This is a genomic window from Leisingera sp. M658 (assembly GCF_025144145.1).
Classification (GTDB): Bacteria; Pseudomonadota; Alphaproteobacteria; order Rhodobacterales; family Rhodobacteraceae; genus Leisingera.
In genome coordinates, this window is the sequence record NZ_CP083546.1 from 3,742,861 (window position 1) to 3,757,001 (window position 14,141).

10 protein-coding genes and 1 pseudogene are annotated in these 14,141 nt (G+C 56.3%); 6 read left to right on the forward strand and 5 right to left on the reverse strand.

Features of this window, described 5'->3' with window-relative positions; all coding sequences use genetic code 11:
* Positions 1 to 75: 75 nt before the first annotated feature.
* The 3 genes and pseudogenes from istA to K3724_RS18390 all read left to right on the forward strand — a co-directional run bounded on the left by istA (position 76) and on the right by K3724_RS18390 (position 3,899).
* Positions 76 to 1,576, forward strand: a pseudogene (istA, locus tag K3724_RS18380) (IS21 family transposase).
* A complete protein-coding gene (gene istB, locus K3724_RS18385) occupies positions 1,566 to 2,357 on the forward strand; it encodes an IS21-like element helper ATPase IstB (RefSeq protein ID WP_259987997.1) in 792 nt (263 codons plus the stop codon). The pseudogene istA and the gene istB overlap by 11 nt, the downstream one beginning before the upstream one ends.
* A gap of 1,020 nt (positions 2,358 to 3,377) precedes the next feature.
* Complete coding sequence (locus K3724_RS18390) at positions 3,378 to 3,899, forward strand: hypothetical protein (protein WP_259988000.1); 522 nt, start codon at positions 3,378 to 3,380, stop codon at positions 3,897 to 3,899.
* A gap of 9 nt (positions 3,900 to 3,908) precedes the next feature.
* Here K3724_RS18390 and K3724_RS18395 read toward each other — a convergent pair whose 3' ends face one another.
* Positions 3,909 to 5,045 carry a hypothetical protein gene (locus tag K3724_RS18395; protein ID WP_259988002.1) on the reverse strand — a complete coding sequence of 379 codons (1,137 nt, stop codon included), beginning with the start codon at positions 5,043 to 5,045 and terminating at the stop codon, positions 3,909 to 3,911.
* Complete coding sequence (locus K3724_RS18400) at positions 5,042 to 6,253, reverse strand: hypothetical protein (protein WP_259988005.1); 1,212 nt, start codon at positions 6,251 to 6,253, stop codon at positions 5,042 to 5,044. The genes K3724_RS18395 and K3724_RS18400 overlap by 4 nt, the downstream gene beginning before the upstream one ends.
* 329 nt (positions 6,254 to 6,582) lie before the next feature.
* On the opposite strand from K3724_RS18400, the gene K3724_RS23865 reads away from it, so the two are divergent.
* The gene (locus K3724_RS23865; RefSeq protein ID WP_311200189.1) at positions 6,583 to 7,140 is read left to right on the forward strand and encodes a M10 family metallopeptidase C-terminal domain-containing protein; all 558 of its coding nucleotides are present in this window, start codon (positions 6,583 to 6,585) and stop codon (positions 7,138 to 7,140) included.
* Between the two features lie 785 nt (positions 7,141 to 7,925).
* Here K3724_RS23865 and K3724_RS18410 read toward each other — a convergent pair.
* The 3 genes from K3724_RS18410 to K3724_RS18420 all read right to left on the reverse strand — a co-directional run bounded on the left by K3724_RS18410 (position 7,926) and on the right by K3724_RS18420 (position 10,635).
* Entirely contained in the window at positions 7,926 to 8,483 is a 558-nt protein-coding gene (locus tag K3724_RS18410) for a metallophosphoesterase (RefSeq protein ID WP_259988007.1), read from the reverse strand.
* A 272-nt stretch (positions 8,484 to 8,755) separates the two neighbouring features.
* Positions 8,756 to 9,613: a metallophosphoesterase family protein gene (locus K3724_RS18415; RefSeq protein WP_259988009.1), complete on the reverse strand. Its 858-nt coding sequence runs from the start codon at positions 9,611 to 9,613 to the stop codon at positions 8,756 to 8,758.
* Between the two features lie 113 nt (positions 9,614 to 9,726).
* Entirely contained in the window at positions 9,727 to 10,635 is a 909-nt protein-coding gene (locus tag K3724_RS18420) for a metallophosphoesterase (protein WP_259988011.1), read from the reverse strand.
* Positions 10,636 to 12,669: 2,034 nt separating this feature from the next.
* Here K3724_RS18420 and K3724_RS18425 point away from each other — a divergent pair.
* Both K3724_RS18425 and K3724_RS18430 read left to right on the forward strand, forming a co-directional pair.
* On the forward strand, positions 12,670 to 12,984 hold the full coding sequence (locus K3724_RS18425) for a nucleotidyltransferase domain-containing protein (RefSeq protein ID WP_259988013.1): 315 nt from the start codon (positions 12,670 to 12,672) through the stop codon (positions 12,982 to 12,984).
* Between the two features lie 455 nt (positions 12,985 to 13,439).
* Positions 13,440 to 14,075, forward strand: coding sequence for a hypothetical protein (locus K3724_RS18430; protein WP_259988015.1), 636 nt, complete (start codon positions 13,440 to 13,442; stop codon positions 14,073 to 14,075).
* Positions 14,076 to 14,141 lie beyond the last annotated feature (66 nt).

Below are 14,141 nucleotides of genomic sequence, written 5' to 3' on the forward strand. Positions count from 1 at the left end.
ATTTTCCACTGAGAATTGACCCATGTGAACACGCTGCCCCGACGGATTTGATCGGGGAGATATGGAGTGATCGACATGGGATTTTTAAGTGTTATCCGACGCTGGGCATTGCGTGACAAAATGCCAATCCGCGAGATTTCCCGGCGCACGGGCCTGTCTCGTAACACCATCAGAAAGTACCTGCGCGAAGGCGTGGTAGAGCCGAAGTTCAAGACGCCACCTCGGCCGAGCAAGCTGGACCCGTATGCGGATCGTCTGTCAGCCTGGTTGCTGGTGCAGACGCGGAAGTCGCGTAAGGAACGCCGCAGCGTGAAGCAAATGCACGCTGATCTGGTGCAGCTTGGTTATGAAGGGTCCTACGGGCGTGTGGCGGCCTTTGCCCGCACCTGGCGTGCGGATCGGCACCGGGCGGAGCAGACGACGGGTCGCGGCACATTCGTGCCCTTAGTGTTCCAGCCAGGCGAAGCGTTCCAGTTCGATTGGAGCGAAGATTGGGCCAATATCGGCGGCGAACGGACCAAACTGCAGGTCGCTCATGTCAAGTTGTCTCACAGCCGGGCGTTCCTGGTGCGGGCCTATCCGCTGCAAACCCACGAGATGCTGTTTGACGCCCATTGGCATGCGTTCCGTGTCTTCGGCGGCGTTCCTGGTCGCGGGATTTACGATAACATGAAGACGGCGGTGGATCGTGTTGGTCGAGGCAAACAGCGTGACGTCAATGCCCGCTTCAAGGCCATGGCCAGCCACTACGTCTTTGAGCCTGAGTTCTGTAACCCGGCAGCCGGATGGGAGAAAGGGCAGGTCGAGAAGAACGTACAGGATGCGCGCAACCGCCTGTGGCAGGTCATGCCTGTCTTCAAGGATCTGGATGAACTGAACCAGTGGTTGGAGGATCGCTGTGTGGCCCTTTGGGCCGAGACAAAACACCGGGACCTGCCCGGCACGATTGCTGATGGTGCTGCCCCCGGCTTTCGATGGGTTTGTCGAGCACAGTAAACGGGTATCGCCGACGTGCTTGATCACCTTCGAGCGCAATCGCTACAGCGTGCCCGCCAGCTTTGCGAACTGCCGTGTCAGCCTGCATGTCTATCCGGACCGGCTGGTGGTGGTGGCCGAAGGCCAAACCGTTTGCATCCATGACCGCATCATCGAGCGGTCACACCATAAACCTGGAAAGGTCATCTATGATTGGCGCCATTATCTGGCGGTGATCCAGCGAAAACCCGGGGCCCTGCGCAACGGCGCGCCGTTCACGGAGATGCCTGATGCCTTCCGCCGTCTGCAGGATCACATGCTGCGAAAGGAGGGTGGTGACCGGGAGATGGTCGATATCCTATCCCTGGTTCTGCATCACGACGAAGACACCGTTCTGTGCGCCGTCGAACTGGCGCTGGAAGCCGGCGTGCCCACCAAGACGCACATCCTGAACCTGCTCCACAGGCTGATCGACAAGAAGCAGCCCGACCTTCCCGAGGTCGATCCGCCAGACGCCCTGACCTTGGAAACGGCACCAAAGGCCAACGTCGACCGCTATGACAACCTGAGACAGGCTGGGGAGAAGCGCCATGCGTCATGACCCTGCAGGCGCCTCGATTGTGATCATGCTGCGCAACCTTAAGCTGCATGGTATGGCGCAGGCCGTTGATGATCTGATCGCCCAGAGCGCGCCAGCGTTCGAGGCCGCAACGCCGATGTTGTCCCAGTTGCTCAAGGCCGAGGTGGCAGAGCGAGAAGTGCGCTCCATTGCCTATCACACAAAGGTGGCGCGCTTCCCGTCCTACAAGGACCTCGCGGGCTTTGACTTCAAATCCTGTGAGATTAATGAAGCCACCGTCAGGCAGTTGCACCGTGGCGCGTTCATGGAAAACGCCGAGAATGTTGTCCTGATCGGCGGACCGGGCACCGGCAAAAGCCACATCGCAACGGCCATCGGCGTCCAGGCCATCGAGCATCACAGGTGCAAAGTGCGCTTCTACTCGACCGTGGAACTCGTCAACGCGCTGGAGCAGGAAAAGGCGCTCGGAAAGGCCGGCAGAATGGCCGAGATGCTCACCAAGATTGACTTGGTCATCCTCGACGAGCTCGGCTACCTGCCGTTCAGCTCATCCGGCGGCGCGTTGCTGTTCCACCTCCTGAGCAAACTCTACGAGCGCACCAGCGTGATCATCACCACAAACCTCAGCTTCTCGGAATGGGCCCAGGTCTTCGGCGACGCAAAGATGACAACCGCGCTCCTCGACCGGCTCACTCACCGCTGCCACATTCTGGAAACCGGCAACGACAGCTACCGCTTCAAGGCGAGCGCCGAGGCTGCCAAGAAGACAAGAAAGGAGTCCGCTACATTGACCAGGTCATGAGCAAAGTCGCATACTGAGGGTGGGTCAAATCTCGGTGAAAATACCGGGTCACTTCTCAGCGGAAATCAACACGGTGAGGTTTCGCTGCAACCCTGCTGCCGTATCGCCGCAAGTCGGCTCTGAGCCCTCAGCCGCCATTGCCCACGGCAGTTGACCTCGCTGACGCAGCGTGTCGGTCACAGCCCGAAGCGGTCATAGACTTGGTGTGACGCGGCAAGGATGCTGCCGGTGCAAAATTTTCGGGCCATCTCACCGAAAGCGGCCACTCACCGAACCCGGCGAGCTACTGCCAATGCTGCGGACCGCTTCAGGGGGCGCGATGCGCAGGAAGCCGCCGCTGCAAAGTTGCGAACCGTCTTCGCCCTTCGGAACCAGGTCGGCCCAGAACAGACCTTGACGCTAAGCCAAGACGCCGCATCGCAGCGACACCAAAGCGGCCACTCATGCAGACCGCAGCACTGAGTGTATCCACAGGTCCACAGGTCAATCATATCGGCGCGCGGGCAACTTTCCGTCATCCATTGGCTATGAAACCTGGCCCGAAGATCTGAGAGCCTCCATCTTCGTTCAAGTTCAAGTTTTGTCTTGACCAATCGAGCCAACGCCTCTTCAATTCCTTCGAAAGAGGGCCATCTGAAGTATGCATCCAATACTCAATTACCAGGCGAAAGCCCTTTTCCTATTTCTTTCCGCCTTCGCCGTGACACCGGCGATCGCGGAAGACGATGCGTGGGTTGTGAGCGCAGAACAAGCGTCCTGTATCTTGGAGCACTCAACCGCTTACACCGCTTCCGGTTCACCGGTCATAATTATTCATGTTCCATCTTGCCCAAACCCCGATCCCTTTGCAGGCGCAACCGGCAGTAAGAGCAACTATGGCGGCGTCGGCAAGATCCGAAGCACAGGGGAAAACACGCGTCTGGACGACGTGATCACGTTCACCGCTGAGCAATTCAAATGCCTTACGGTTGATGGTGTCCGAGTTGAGGACGGGATCGCATACATACCCAAGAGCGGCACATGTGGTCGATAAGGCGCGTAGCGGACGTAACCACCATCCTTGCCAACGTGACCGTCGCCGCCTCACTCTCGATCGCGGTGATGTCTTACCTCCAGCAGATCAAACAGACAAAGCGAGATACTTCTGTCAGTATGATCACGTCGTTCAACTCCGGCGACATGCTTGCCATTCAACGGCGCCTGTCGATTGAGTTTGCCAAGCTCAAACTTGGGCAACTCAAAGGGGTAGCGGTGAAGCGGGACACCATCGGAGCAATCGTTGAGAAAATGGTTGCGACCAGTGCGGAACCAGCAGAAACGCAGCAGGACATTATCACCTTGGTCGGCAACCTCGATGACATTGCGGTTTGTGTAGCAGCCGAGACTTGTGATAGAACTGTGGTCGAAGCGAGCTTGGGGGAGACCGCATCAAGGTATGCATGTCTTCTCTTGCCCTATACAGCAGGACTCGGGCAGGAACTACTCCTTGAAGGATTGGGAGACAGTCTCCGGCAGTTTATCGACTACGAGACCAACTGCTGAGGAATGGCATCATCCACTGATGCAATTCTTAAGGGCCAGGTCGATAATCCTCGGATCGAATTCCGAACCCCACTCCCACTCAAAGATCGTTGCCTTCGCATTCATTGCTCGGCTGTCAGCCGCTGGCGACATCGTCACCTTTGTTGCAGAAGGCAGGCTCTCCAGAGCTTGACGCGGGACGACTGCGCTGACGAATACCTTGGTCCCGTCAAACATATCACGTAAAGTCTGAGCATGGCCTATAGGGAATAACTTATCCCCTACTTTAAGCTTGGCACCTTCGAAAACCTCAGAAATGTCATCATCGGGGAAACAGAAATCGTCGGAGCAAGGCTCTCCTGCGTCGTTGGCCTTCGAAAACGTGCGCGCGAGGAGAAAGCTCTCCTTGTAGCAAAATGCCCAAAGACCATCGATCTCTCCACGTTCACCTGTCCTGGCCATCAAGCCGGAAGCCAACTGGTCGAGTCGCCAAGGATGGTCGGTGTCAGCTGTCGTAACGATACGAAGATCACGTGCTTCTTGATCCGACGGCTCGAATTTAGCACCAGGAGCGAGAGCGGCGATCTTAGCATATACTTCGGGGCTTACGCCCATTTCCAACAGAAAGTTAACGAATAACCCAATTTCAACCTGCTCTTGCAAACGGTCTTCGCCGGTTAAATTTGTTTCAGCAATGCTATCGAGGATCTCGGCACCATTCAGCCGATCAAATGAAAGCTGGCCAGCGAACTCATAGTTGAAGGTTTTCAAACCCGCCAATCTTTGCGTACCTCCAAGAAACGCGATTGCGCAGGCATCCGTGCAAATGCCCCCCTCCTTCGGTTCATACCAATTATCGTAGTAAGGAGCAGACGTGCCAACCATCGTCTCTATCCCAGCATCGCGGATTAGCCGAGCCAGTTCCATGGCCGCTGGGACGTTTCCACCGGTAGAGTTGAACATGATTGGCCATGCCTCACCCTTCTCCACGAACTCAGTAAATTTCACTGGTGTTTCCGCAGTGATCTCACCTTCTGCAACAGTCCACGCGCACCCGTGGTAGCAATTTCCGCCGTTGCTAACAGATTTGAAGGTCATTCCCTCAGCTTGGGCGATTACCCCCGGCGAGAACCAAAGAAATGCGGCAAGAAAAAACCGAACGCTCATACGCAGTTACCCAGGACAATTTGATTAAGATTAGAATCCATATCAGCAGGAAGCTTGGACGCGACGAATTGCCCCCAAAAATTGACACCCGGAACATACGCGTGCCCCGGCCAGAAATAGAGATGGTTCGATCCGGGAACCGCCCTGAACTCCGCCGCCGACATGGTGAAGTCAAAATTCACGTGGAATCCGCTTTCTGGCTCTGACAGGATGCGATTGAACGCAAGTTTCAATGGTTGTGCTTGCCCGCTTGGATATATCAACTCGCTTTCGAAGGTGCTCAGTCTGGGAAAGAAATAGTCGTCGGGTGTTCCCTGCGCATACTCGTTCGTCAATCGCTGAGACCCGCCGTCAGAAGCATTCATGATCTGAACGTGGACTCGACCTGTCTCGCGACCGAGGCAAAAGAAACGAACTGCTTTCCGCTCGTCTACGGATTGGGACTCGATCATCAGGCCAGAAGCAAGCGGAAGTATGTCCCAAGGCTTCATCGCCCTTGGGTCGTCCACAACCCGCAGTTCAGCCGCCTGTTCTTCCGTCATGTAGGCAAATTCGCCGGGAGAAGCATTGGCAGCGAATGAAAAGACCTCGGTGGATACGTCCATCTCAACAAGATACGAGATGAGCTCCCCAACGACATATTGGTCTCTCAATCTTTGGGCGCCACTGAACGCAGCTCGGTCTGCGTTCGCAAGTATGTCTTCGTCAAAAAATTGATGAAATCCGAGTTCCTGCGATCCGCCGAGTGCGCGGACCCGACCGCCTAAGAAGGCGTATGCACATGCGGAAAGACACTTCCCAGGCTCCGTCTTCGACACGTGGCTGCCGTATTGCGGGTCAGCGACCGTATCTCCAATTCTTACGCGGACTGAGTGGGCACGAAATAGCCGTCCTAAGTCCAGTGCTGCCGCAAGGTCATCTCCACCATCCGAGTTGATAACAATGGTTGGACCACCTTCACCACCAGACGGCTCGCCGAAGGCCTCTCGGAATGCCGCGGGCGTATCACTCGTGATATCGCCTTCTGCCGCAAACCAAGTGCAGCCGGCACACACGCCTCCAACGGTCGCTTCTCTAAAGGTCATCGGTTCAGCAGAGAGTTGGGTAACCGAGACTGCTAAAACAACGGCTATGGAGATAAAAAATCTTTGAGCGATCACAATCACCTCAAAAAAACGCTGCAGCACATACCGTGCATCTGAACTCACTCTGCCTTTCCAATGCAACAACCTTGCTTCGTTGAGGTCAATATCTGAATCACTCCTCTTAAAATTCAGGCTCCTCCAACCAATCAACGATGAATGTCCACTTCCGCGCCGAGAAACTTGCCGCTTAGCGAACGCAGCGAAGGTCGGCTCTCCGCCCGACCTGCATGTGCTGGCCCACCAGGCTGGTCGCCAGGCCTGGGGCCGCTTTGGGCTGCCTGCGGTCAGCTGTGACAGCGACGGTAACCGTCCAGGCCGGTGATGACTCCGCTGTGCCGCCGCAAGGCCGCTCCGAGCCCATTGCCGCCGTTGGTCACCTGGTTGCCCCTCGCGTGACCGACGTCGAGACCATTGAAACGTCCTTGTCCGGCAATAACGGTGCCGAATTCGTCTCTGATCTTGACCAGTTATCAAGCGGCCACCTGGTGGTGACCTGGGAGCACAACAAAGGAATTTACTCTCAAACCCTTTCGGCTCCGCCATCTGTTCAAGACACCATTCTCAGCAATGAGGATGATCTGTTCTCCGGTAGCGCGGCTGGGGAAACCATTTTGGGGCTTGAAGGGGCTGACACCATTGAAGGTGCCGGCGGAGATGACAGGATAGAAGGCGGTGTAGGAAATGACACGCTAACTGGCGGCAGCGGGGCAGACACATTCGTGTTCGGTGCCGCCACCGGTACAGACTTAATCACCGACTTTGAAGCCGGAACCGATCTGATCGAAATCAGCTCCGCCGGACTGCCAGAGGGAGTTGGCTTTACGGATCTTGTACTGACTGATCTGAGTGGCGACCTGCAGGTTAGCTTTGCGGATCCGGCTGCAGGGTCTATCATCCTGACTGGCTTGAGCAGCGCAAATTTTGCAGAGGAAGATGTCATCTTCGTTTGACTCAATTGACAAAAAACTAAACAGACCCTCCTGGCAATTGCCAGGAGGGTCTACCTTATCTACAAAGCTGGTTTGGTTCACCAAACCCAGTCCGCTCTGAGTAAGGTGCTGGCAAATTTCTCCAGCTTCCAGGCTATCGCGCTTAAGGTGAATTCCGGAGATCTTCCTGCTGCCACCATCGGCCACTCAATCCAGGTGAGGAAAAGGCATGAAGGTCTGCCATGCGGAATTAAGAAAAGCTTTGTGAAGACTGGTTCCGGCGCAAAGCTGCCGCTTCTGGTTGTCCATCTTGCACGCGCGGCGAACAGCGGCTTCGTCCCGCTGTGTGTGAATTCACTAGGTCCAACATCTCGCAATCGCAGCGAACGGCAAGAACGGCGGGTTGCAACGCAGCACAAGACCTCGGCTGATTGCGTCAATCCGCCGAGTTTGCAAAGGGCGCTTCCTGCGCTCCGCTGCCGCTCCTGACTGTCCGTGCTGCGGCTGCAGCGAACGGCAGCAACGTCCGCATCCCTTCCGTTCGATGATGATTGGTGGCTGCACCTGCGGCGAAGGTCTGCTCCTTTCATCGCTCGTGCAGCATGGGATCGCCGCCCGGCTGGCAGACCCCAAGACTTTACAAACGTCGCTGTCTGCGCTTCGCCGCCACTGGTGCTGACCGCAGCATTGCCGTCAATGTGTGTGAGCGGTTGATTGGCTGCTTTGGATGAGAGGCACAGTTAGTTTCGCACTTGCGGCCCCCTTGAGGCTGCTCCAAAGCAGCCGGGGCAGCCCCAGCTGATGTCTCACAGGCCACAACCTGGTTCCACTGCATCCCAATACTGGTTCACGGGCAAACTTCGGGCGCGCTGCTCAATCTCTGGCAGGTTCACCGGCTGGAAATCCCAAACGTCGACGCCAATATTGACGCTGTTGCGCGTACCCTGCCAGTTATTGTGGACGTGGCCGAACAATTGGAGCGCTTTGCGGCGGGCGCCCGGGAAGGTGATCATTGGGTAATGGCATAGGAACACTCTCCGGCCATCAACCAGAATCTCAGCCATGTCCCTGACGCTGTCCCATTGCAGCCTTCGAACCCAGGGACGGTCATGGTTCCCCGTGATCAGGTGCTTTTTGCCCGGGATCTGCTCGAATAATTGGCGCAGTCTTTCCCGTTCCTGGTTGGTGACCTTCCCAACGGCAAAGTCGCCCAGAATCCAAAAGTCATCATCGGGCTGCACGCGCGCCCGGTACCGCTCAAGGATGTGCGCATCCATTTCTTCAGCACTGGCATAAGGCCGGTTGCAGAAACGAATGGCGTTCTCATGGCCAAAGTGCGGGTCCGCGGTAAACCAGACAGCCATGTGATCCCCTCGTTCTCAGCGCAGTACTGCCTGCCTGTTCTGGAAAGGCTGCCGTTTTCCGCCGCGAGACTCAAGGAATAAGTTAGCCACTTCAAGTGCTTGTCAGAATTTCCCGTTTTCGCAAAGTCGGCGCACCATGGGGCTGTGGCTCCTTTCCAAGGCTGCTCGCTTGCCGCGATTTCAGCTTCGCCATTATCCTCAACGTGTGCCGCGGCAGGAGTTGCTGATACACTTGAACCCTGTTCCAGGATCGAATTTTGCTTCCACCCTTCTTAGCTGGAACCGGCTGAAGCGAAGATCTGGCACATAGTTTTTCCGTCGCTGGAATAGAAGTGAGCCCAGCCTATTTGAGGCCGTGTTGAAGCCCCGGCGTCCAGGCAAATGGCCCGGTAGTTATCAATCCCGTCCATCTCGGCCATGGCCTCTACCCGCGGGTTCAAATCCTCTCGCACGGCCGGTGTGTGTCCATGGACAACGATTGTTGCCCCCTTGAAATAACCCCCTTCGCCATAGTCCCAGCCATCTGCGAAACATAAGAACTTGTGACGGATTCCGGCCCAGTGGCTATCAGAGAGAGGCCGGTGCCGGTCTAGATGTCTTTCCGGAGAGGCATCCGGATCCAAACCGGCATGAACCATGAGAAGATCGCCGATCCTCACATGCGATGGTGCGGAATGGATCGCGCGAATGAATGCCTCCGGAATGGAAGAGGCAATGCGCTCCCTGACATCCGAAAATGGCTCTGGAGCCATGTCCGGGGCGATTTCCGCCAGCAGTGACCGGCCGCCATTGGCCAGCCAGAGATGATGATCACCGCCGTTCAGAACATTGAGGAGCGCCAGCTCATGGTTGCCTGGCAAAATGAGCTTTTCGTCTGCGCCTGCCAGGCTTCCCGCTTCTAGTGCCAAGCGGATGGCGCGCAAGCTCTCAGGGCCGCGGTCAATCAGGTCACCGAGAAAGACCAGCACCCGCTTCTCAGCAGTTCTGTCTATTACGCGAATTGCCTCAAGGATCGCTGCAAGCTGGTCCGCTCTCCCATGCACATCTCCGATGGCAAAAAGCTCGATACCTTGCGGAAGGGTGCCGGGCAGAGGGCGCTGCGGAAGGCTGAAATTTCGGGTCTGTGGCATGTTCCATCACGGTGGTTGATTGTTGTTTTTTGGGGGGCGGAGAGGAATGACCTGAGATGTTTTCCAGGCATGGTCCTAGCGGCGCTTAGGGGGAACTATTCCATCCTCCAATTTCACCCTGAAGCACCCGGCAACGGGACCAGGCACAGCTCCTCCAGCGGAAGCTCTTCTGGACCGTGCTTTTCAAGGGGAAAGCCGACGGAGACATTGCGCACGGGGGTGCTTCCGACCTGGGCCGCCAGCCGACGGTGAGAGTGCCCGAAGTACCATCCGTCAATCCAGTGCTGATCGAACAGAGGCGTGAGGTCAGAGTGAAACGCCGGGGTGAGGTCGTCGATCTGACCGGCGGCGTCGGGATGGGGGCCGTGGTGCGTGACTACGAAGCTGCGGCCGTTTGGGACCCAATGAGGTTCTGCAAGTCGATCCTCCAGCCATTGCCGCTGGGCCTTGTGTAAGGACAAGATATCCTCTGGTGTTATGGCAGCTTGCTGCGGGCGCCCAAGCAGTTCGAACGGTGAGAGCGGGCCAGTTTCCAGCCGTTTGGAAATCTGCACATAGTCGTTCATGTTTCGGAGCGCCACGCTCATGGCATTTTGGACATCGCCGAGCAGTGCAAAATCCGTCCATAGGGTCGTGCAGAGATACCGATCATCACCATGGCGCACCTCGCGCTGTTGCGCGAAGTGGACTCCGGCCGCTTCTGCCAGTTTTTCCAGCTCATCATCAGCGTTCAGAAAACCCATGTAGTAATCGTGATTGCCTGGGAAAATGATCGTTCTAGACGGATCCATGAAGCGGCTCAGGTATGCAAAAACCGCATGCCAATTTGAGAATGGGGTGTTTGCCAAGTCTCCGGCAATGATCAAGGCATCGAGTTCAGCCCATTGCAAGCTGCTATCCAGGCCGTGCGACTCAAAGGGCTCCTTGCCGATATTTCTATAGCTGTCCAAGTGGAGGTCTGCGAGCACCGCAACCTTGCCCGTTTGGTACGGAATTTCAATCGGTGTGCTGGACGTGTTCATGTGACGGTGTTTCCGCACTGCCTGGCTTTCCCGAATAGCCATGAAACGGGCCCAGAATCGTAAATCCAGAAGCTGACTAGCACAGGCATCGCAGGCGGTTCTCAACTATACGGCTTAAGTTGCAGATGCGCACGAAAGCTTCCGAGCGCCCACTATTCGTGCATGATTCCGTTAGTGGAGTCTAGTCGGTTGTTTTAAAATGATTTTTCGCAAATTTGGCGATGACACCTGAACCAGAGACCGCAGCGGAAAGCTGCAAAAGCAAACCCATGCGTTGAGCTTGAACTCAACCGTGATTGAAGAAGCAGTTAATGTCTGAACTGTCTCCAACTAACGGGATATGCACACACTTCGCTCAATGGATACTAAAGCTAATGGCGTTAGATCAGCTGATTAGATTGTCGCCTTGGCAGGGTGCGCCTGCCGCCCAAGGTTGTCCGGCATCGATCAGAGGATCAGTTTTTCGCAAATTGTGTTCGGGAGGAATTTGAGCGGTGTCAGGAAAGCAGCCGCCGCGACAGCTGCGGTGAGTGCTCTGCAGTTTTGATCAAGCCTCCGGCCAGCGGCAAGAGGCGGCGTTACAGATCGGGGGCCTTTTTCATGTTTGTCGAGCTGGACCGTTACACCCTGACTCAATATTTTCAACAACTTAGCCAAAGTGTAACGCTGTAACGCCCGTAACGGCGGGGGAGAGTGTATATCTCACACTCTCTCCGGCTGGGTATCTCTTGCTCTCTCTTTATATATATATAACTATTTATGTGTTACATACATAGATAGATAGATAAACCTTCGCCTTTTCAATGACTTGACCCCGTAACGGACCCGTAACGCCACCCGTAACGCTGTTACACGCTTGATTTATATAGGTTTTTCCAGGCCTCCCTCTGCCGACTTCCGGCGAAAGTGGCCCTAAATTTGGCTCTCCGATGCACGGCGGTCAGAGAAACAAGGAAATTAATGCAATAATTTCAGGGGTGTAACAGAATTTCAAGCTAATCGAACCAGGATGCCCCGTCGAGAGGAGGCGGAGGTGACATCTGGGGCGCAGGGGCGACTGAAGCACTGGCAGCAGATCAAGCTGCAGGAAGGTGCTTTTCGCTTTTCGCTTTTCGCTCTGATGGCGCAACGAACGGTTCGGAGGCCACCTTTGAGTTCGGGTCCGGGATGAGGAGCCTGAACGGCGACCGGACTTACAAGGGAGGTGAACTAAGAAGTTTTCGGCAGTCAGTACCCCAAAGTATCTTTGTCAGGAGTAAGGTATACCGCGCGAGGATACTTTAGAAAACTTCCTTCCCATCGGCTGGACGCCCTATTGGCTCCGGGTTTCCCAAAACAGGAAATCTCCAAATGATCGATTGGCAATGTTCTGCGCCAGGGGCGTGAAGCCCTTCGCGCGCGCCGAAGCTTTGCCGCGGGCCCGGTTCGGGCCAATCGTCTCCCGAGAATTCACTATGCAGCAGTTGAGGGGCGGGCTTTGAAAAGGCGCGATACAAATATGGCTTCGGGACGCAGGCCATATCGAGGTGTACGGGCGCGCGATCTACAGGATTTCGGCAGCCACCCAGACCGGGGCAGATGCTCTGCTGGCGAAATTCAGGCGGGACAAACAAGGCGCTGACTACAGCCTCCCGTGGCTCATCGAGGAGCATCGAGGAGCATCGAGGCTGCACAATCTACGTCGGAAGTTCCCTGAAGATTGCAGATCAGCTAAGATAACATCTGCAGCAAACGAGTAAAGCGACCTATGCCCTTCACCTTCGCCGCTGGTGTCCGGAAGAGGACCATGTGCTGAGGGTGGAGCTCCAGGCGCCAGCGTACGACGTGCCGAACACGGTGGTTCAGGATGCCGAAGACGCCCTCTGGGGGTTGCTCCCGGCCTCGCCTGGGGCGCCGCGGTGCCAAGTAGGGCTGAAAGCCACCCTTCGGCCGGAATTTCCCTGACATGCCGGGAGGGCAGCGCTGGTCAGGCAAATCATCCTTTCCCCTGACATTTTCTTCAACCGCCTCTATTTTGGGGGCAGGGAGATCCGGATGACACGTTTCGAAGCTTTGCTGGAACAGCGTCGGCAACTGCATCTGAAGGCGGCAATAGCCGCCTGGCAGACGATTCATGCGCAGTTGGCCGGTAAAGGGATCGAGCACGAACTGTTCGGATCCCTCGCGAAGGGGGATTTCCGCGAGCACTCGGACATCGACCTGATGATCCTGGGCAAACTGACTTGGGAGGAGCGCGCAATGGTCCGCAGGATCGCAGAAGACACCGCTTCAAACGCCCAGGTTGCGCTGGACCTGTTCTTTGCAGAGGACTTCAACGAAAAGAAGATATTGGCTCTTCTAGAGCATTGAGACCTGCTTTCCTGCACTGCTGCCGGTGACTAAGACGACCCAAGGCATCGCTCGTGAAACGCGGAGGGGAGGATATCTGGCGCTTGAACTGTTCAGTACTGGTATCCTGCCGGTGCAGCGGACTGCGGCCGCCGTCTCGGAGTAAACGCGGTTTCATAGCGGGTCATGAAAATTCGCAAATCTCCCTCTAGGTAATACTTTTTCCGTCAAAGAGGCTCCCGCATAACTCGCGTGCGCAGCTATGTCCTCGCCTCAATCAGCTGGTTCTCAGAGCGCACGAAGAGTTTTCCCCAAAATTGCCACCAAAGGGGCCGTCTTCTACCCCTTAAGGCATCCAGGCATCCTCGCTCCTGCTTTAGTATGATCTGCACAGGGACACCCCATCCCGTCTCGAAGATCGAAACTAGAAAAACGCCTCGGAGTTACATCGAGCAGGCGAGCAGGAGACTATTGCCGTGACCCGCGACTACAAAATTGCTTTTTCGCAAAAAGCACTCGCCAATGAAGAAAAGCGGTCCGCAGGCCGGGACCCAGGAAGCTGGCCGCGAGAGATCCTGCCAATCGCGTTGGCCTCTACATCAGTCATGTCAACCGCTGAACTCGCCGCTTGGGCCCAGATTGGCAAGAACAGCATCTCGCGGCTGACCGCGCATTTCGGCATTAAGGAGTTAACTGGCAATGCGAAGAGCCATCGTTTCTCCGTGCATGAGGTTATGCGGAAGATCATAGGTATAGCACCGCGCACAGCCGACGAAATGCAGGCGCTTCTGAAACCTCTGCAGAAAGCCTCCTGGGTGTCTGGCATTACCGGCATGAGCACTTCTGCGATCAATGCAGCAATCTGCGAAAACCGCTTGCTGCTCCCGGCACCGCTCGAGCTCACACGCGCCGGGTTTGGCCAAGCCGCGCCGCGGGGGCGCCGCTGGATCCCAGCTCAGCTGGATGCCTATCTTCTCGGCGCGCCGGTCCCGTTCCTGCCGCAGGAGGCGCTCCCGGACAGCTCCAAGAGCCCTCCGCCCACGGAGCCCGGTAACGTATTTGCCGCGATTTGCACCGGTAATGCCCGGGCCTCCCGGCATCGCCAGCTGTAACGGGCAGCCGTAAATTTCCGGCGTTTGGAAATTTACGACCAAACGTTACCGCTCTCCCGACAACGC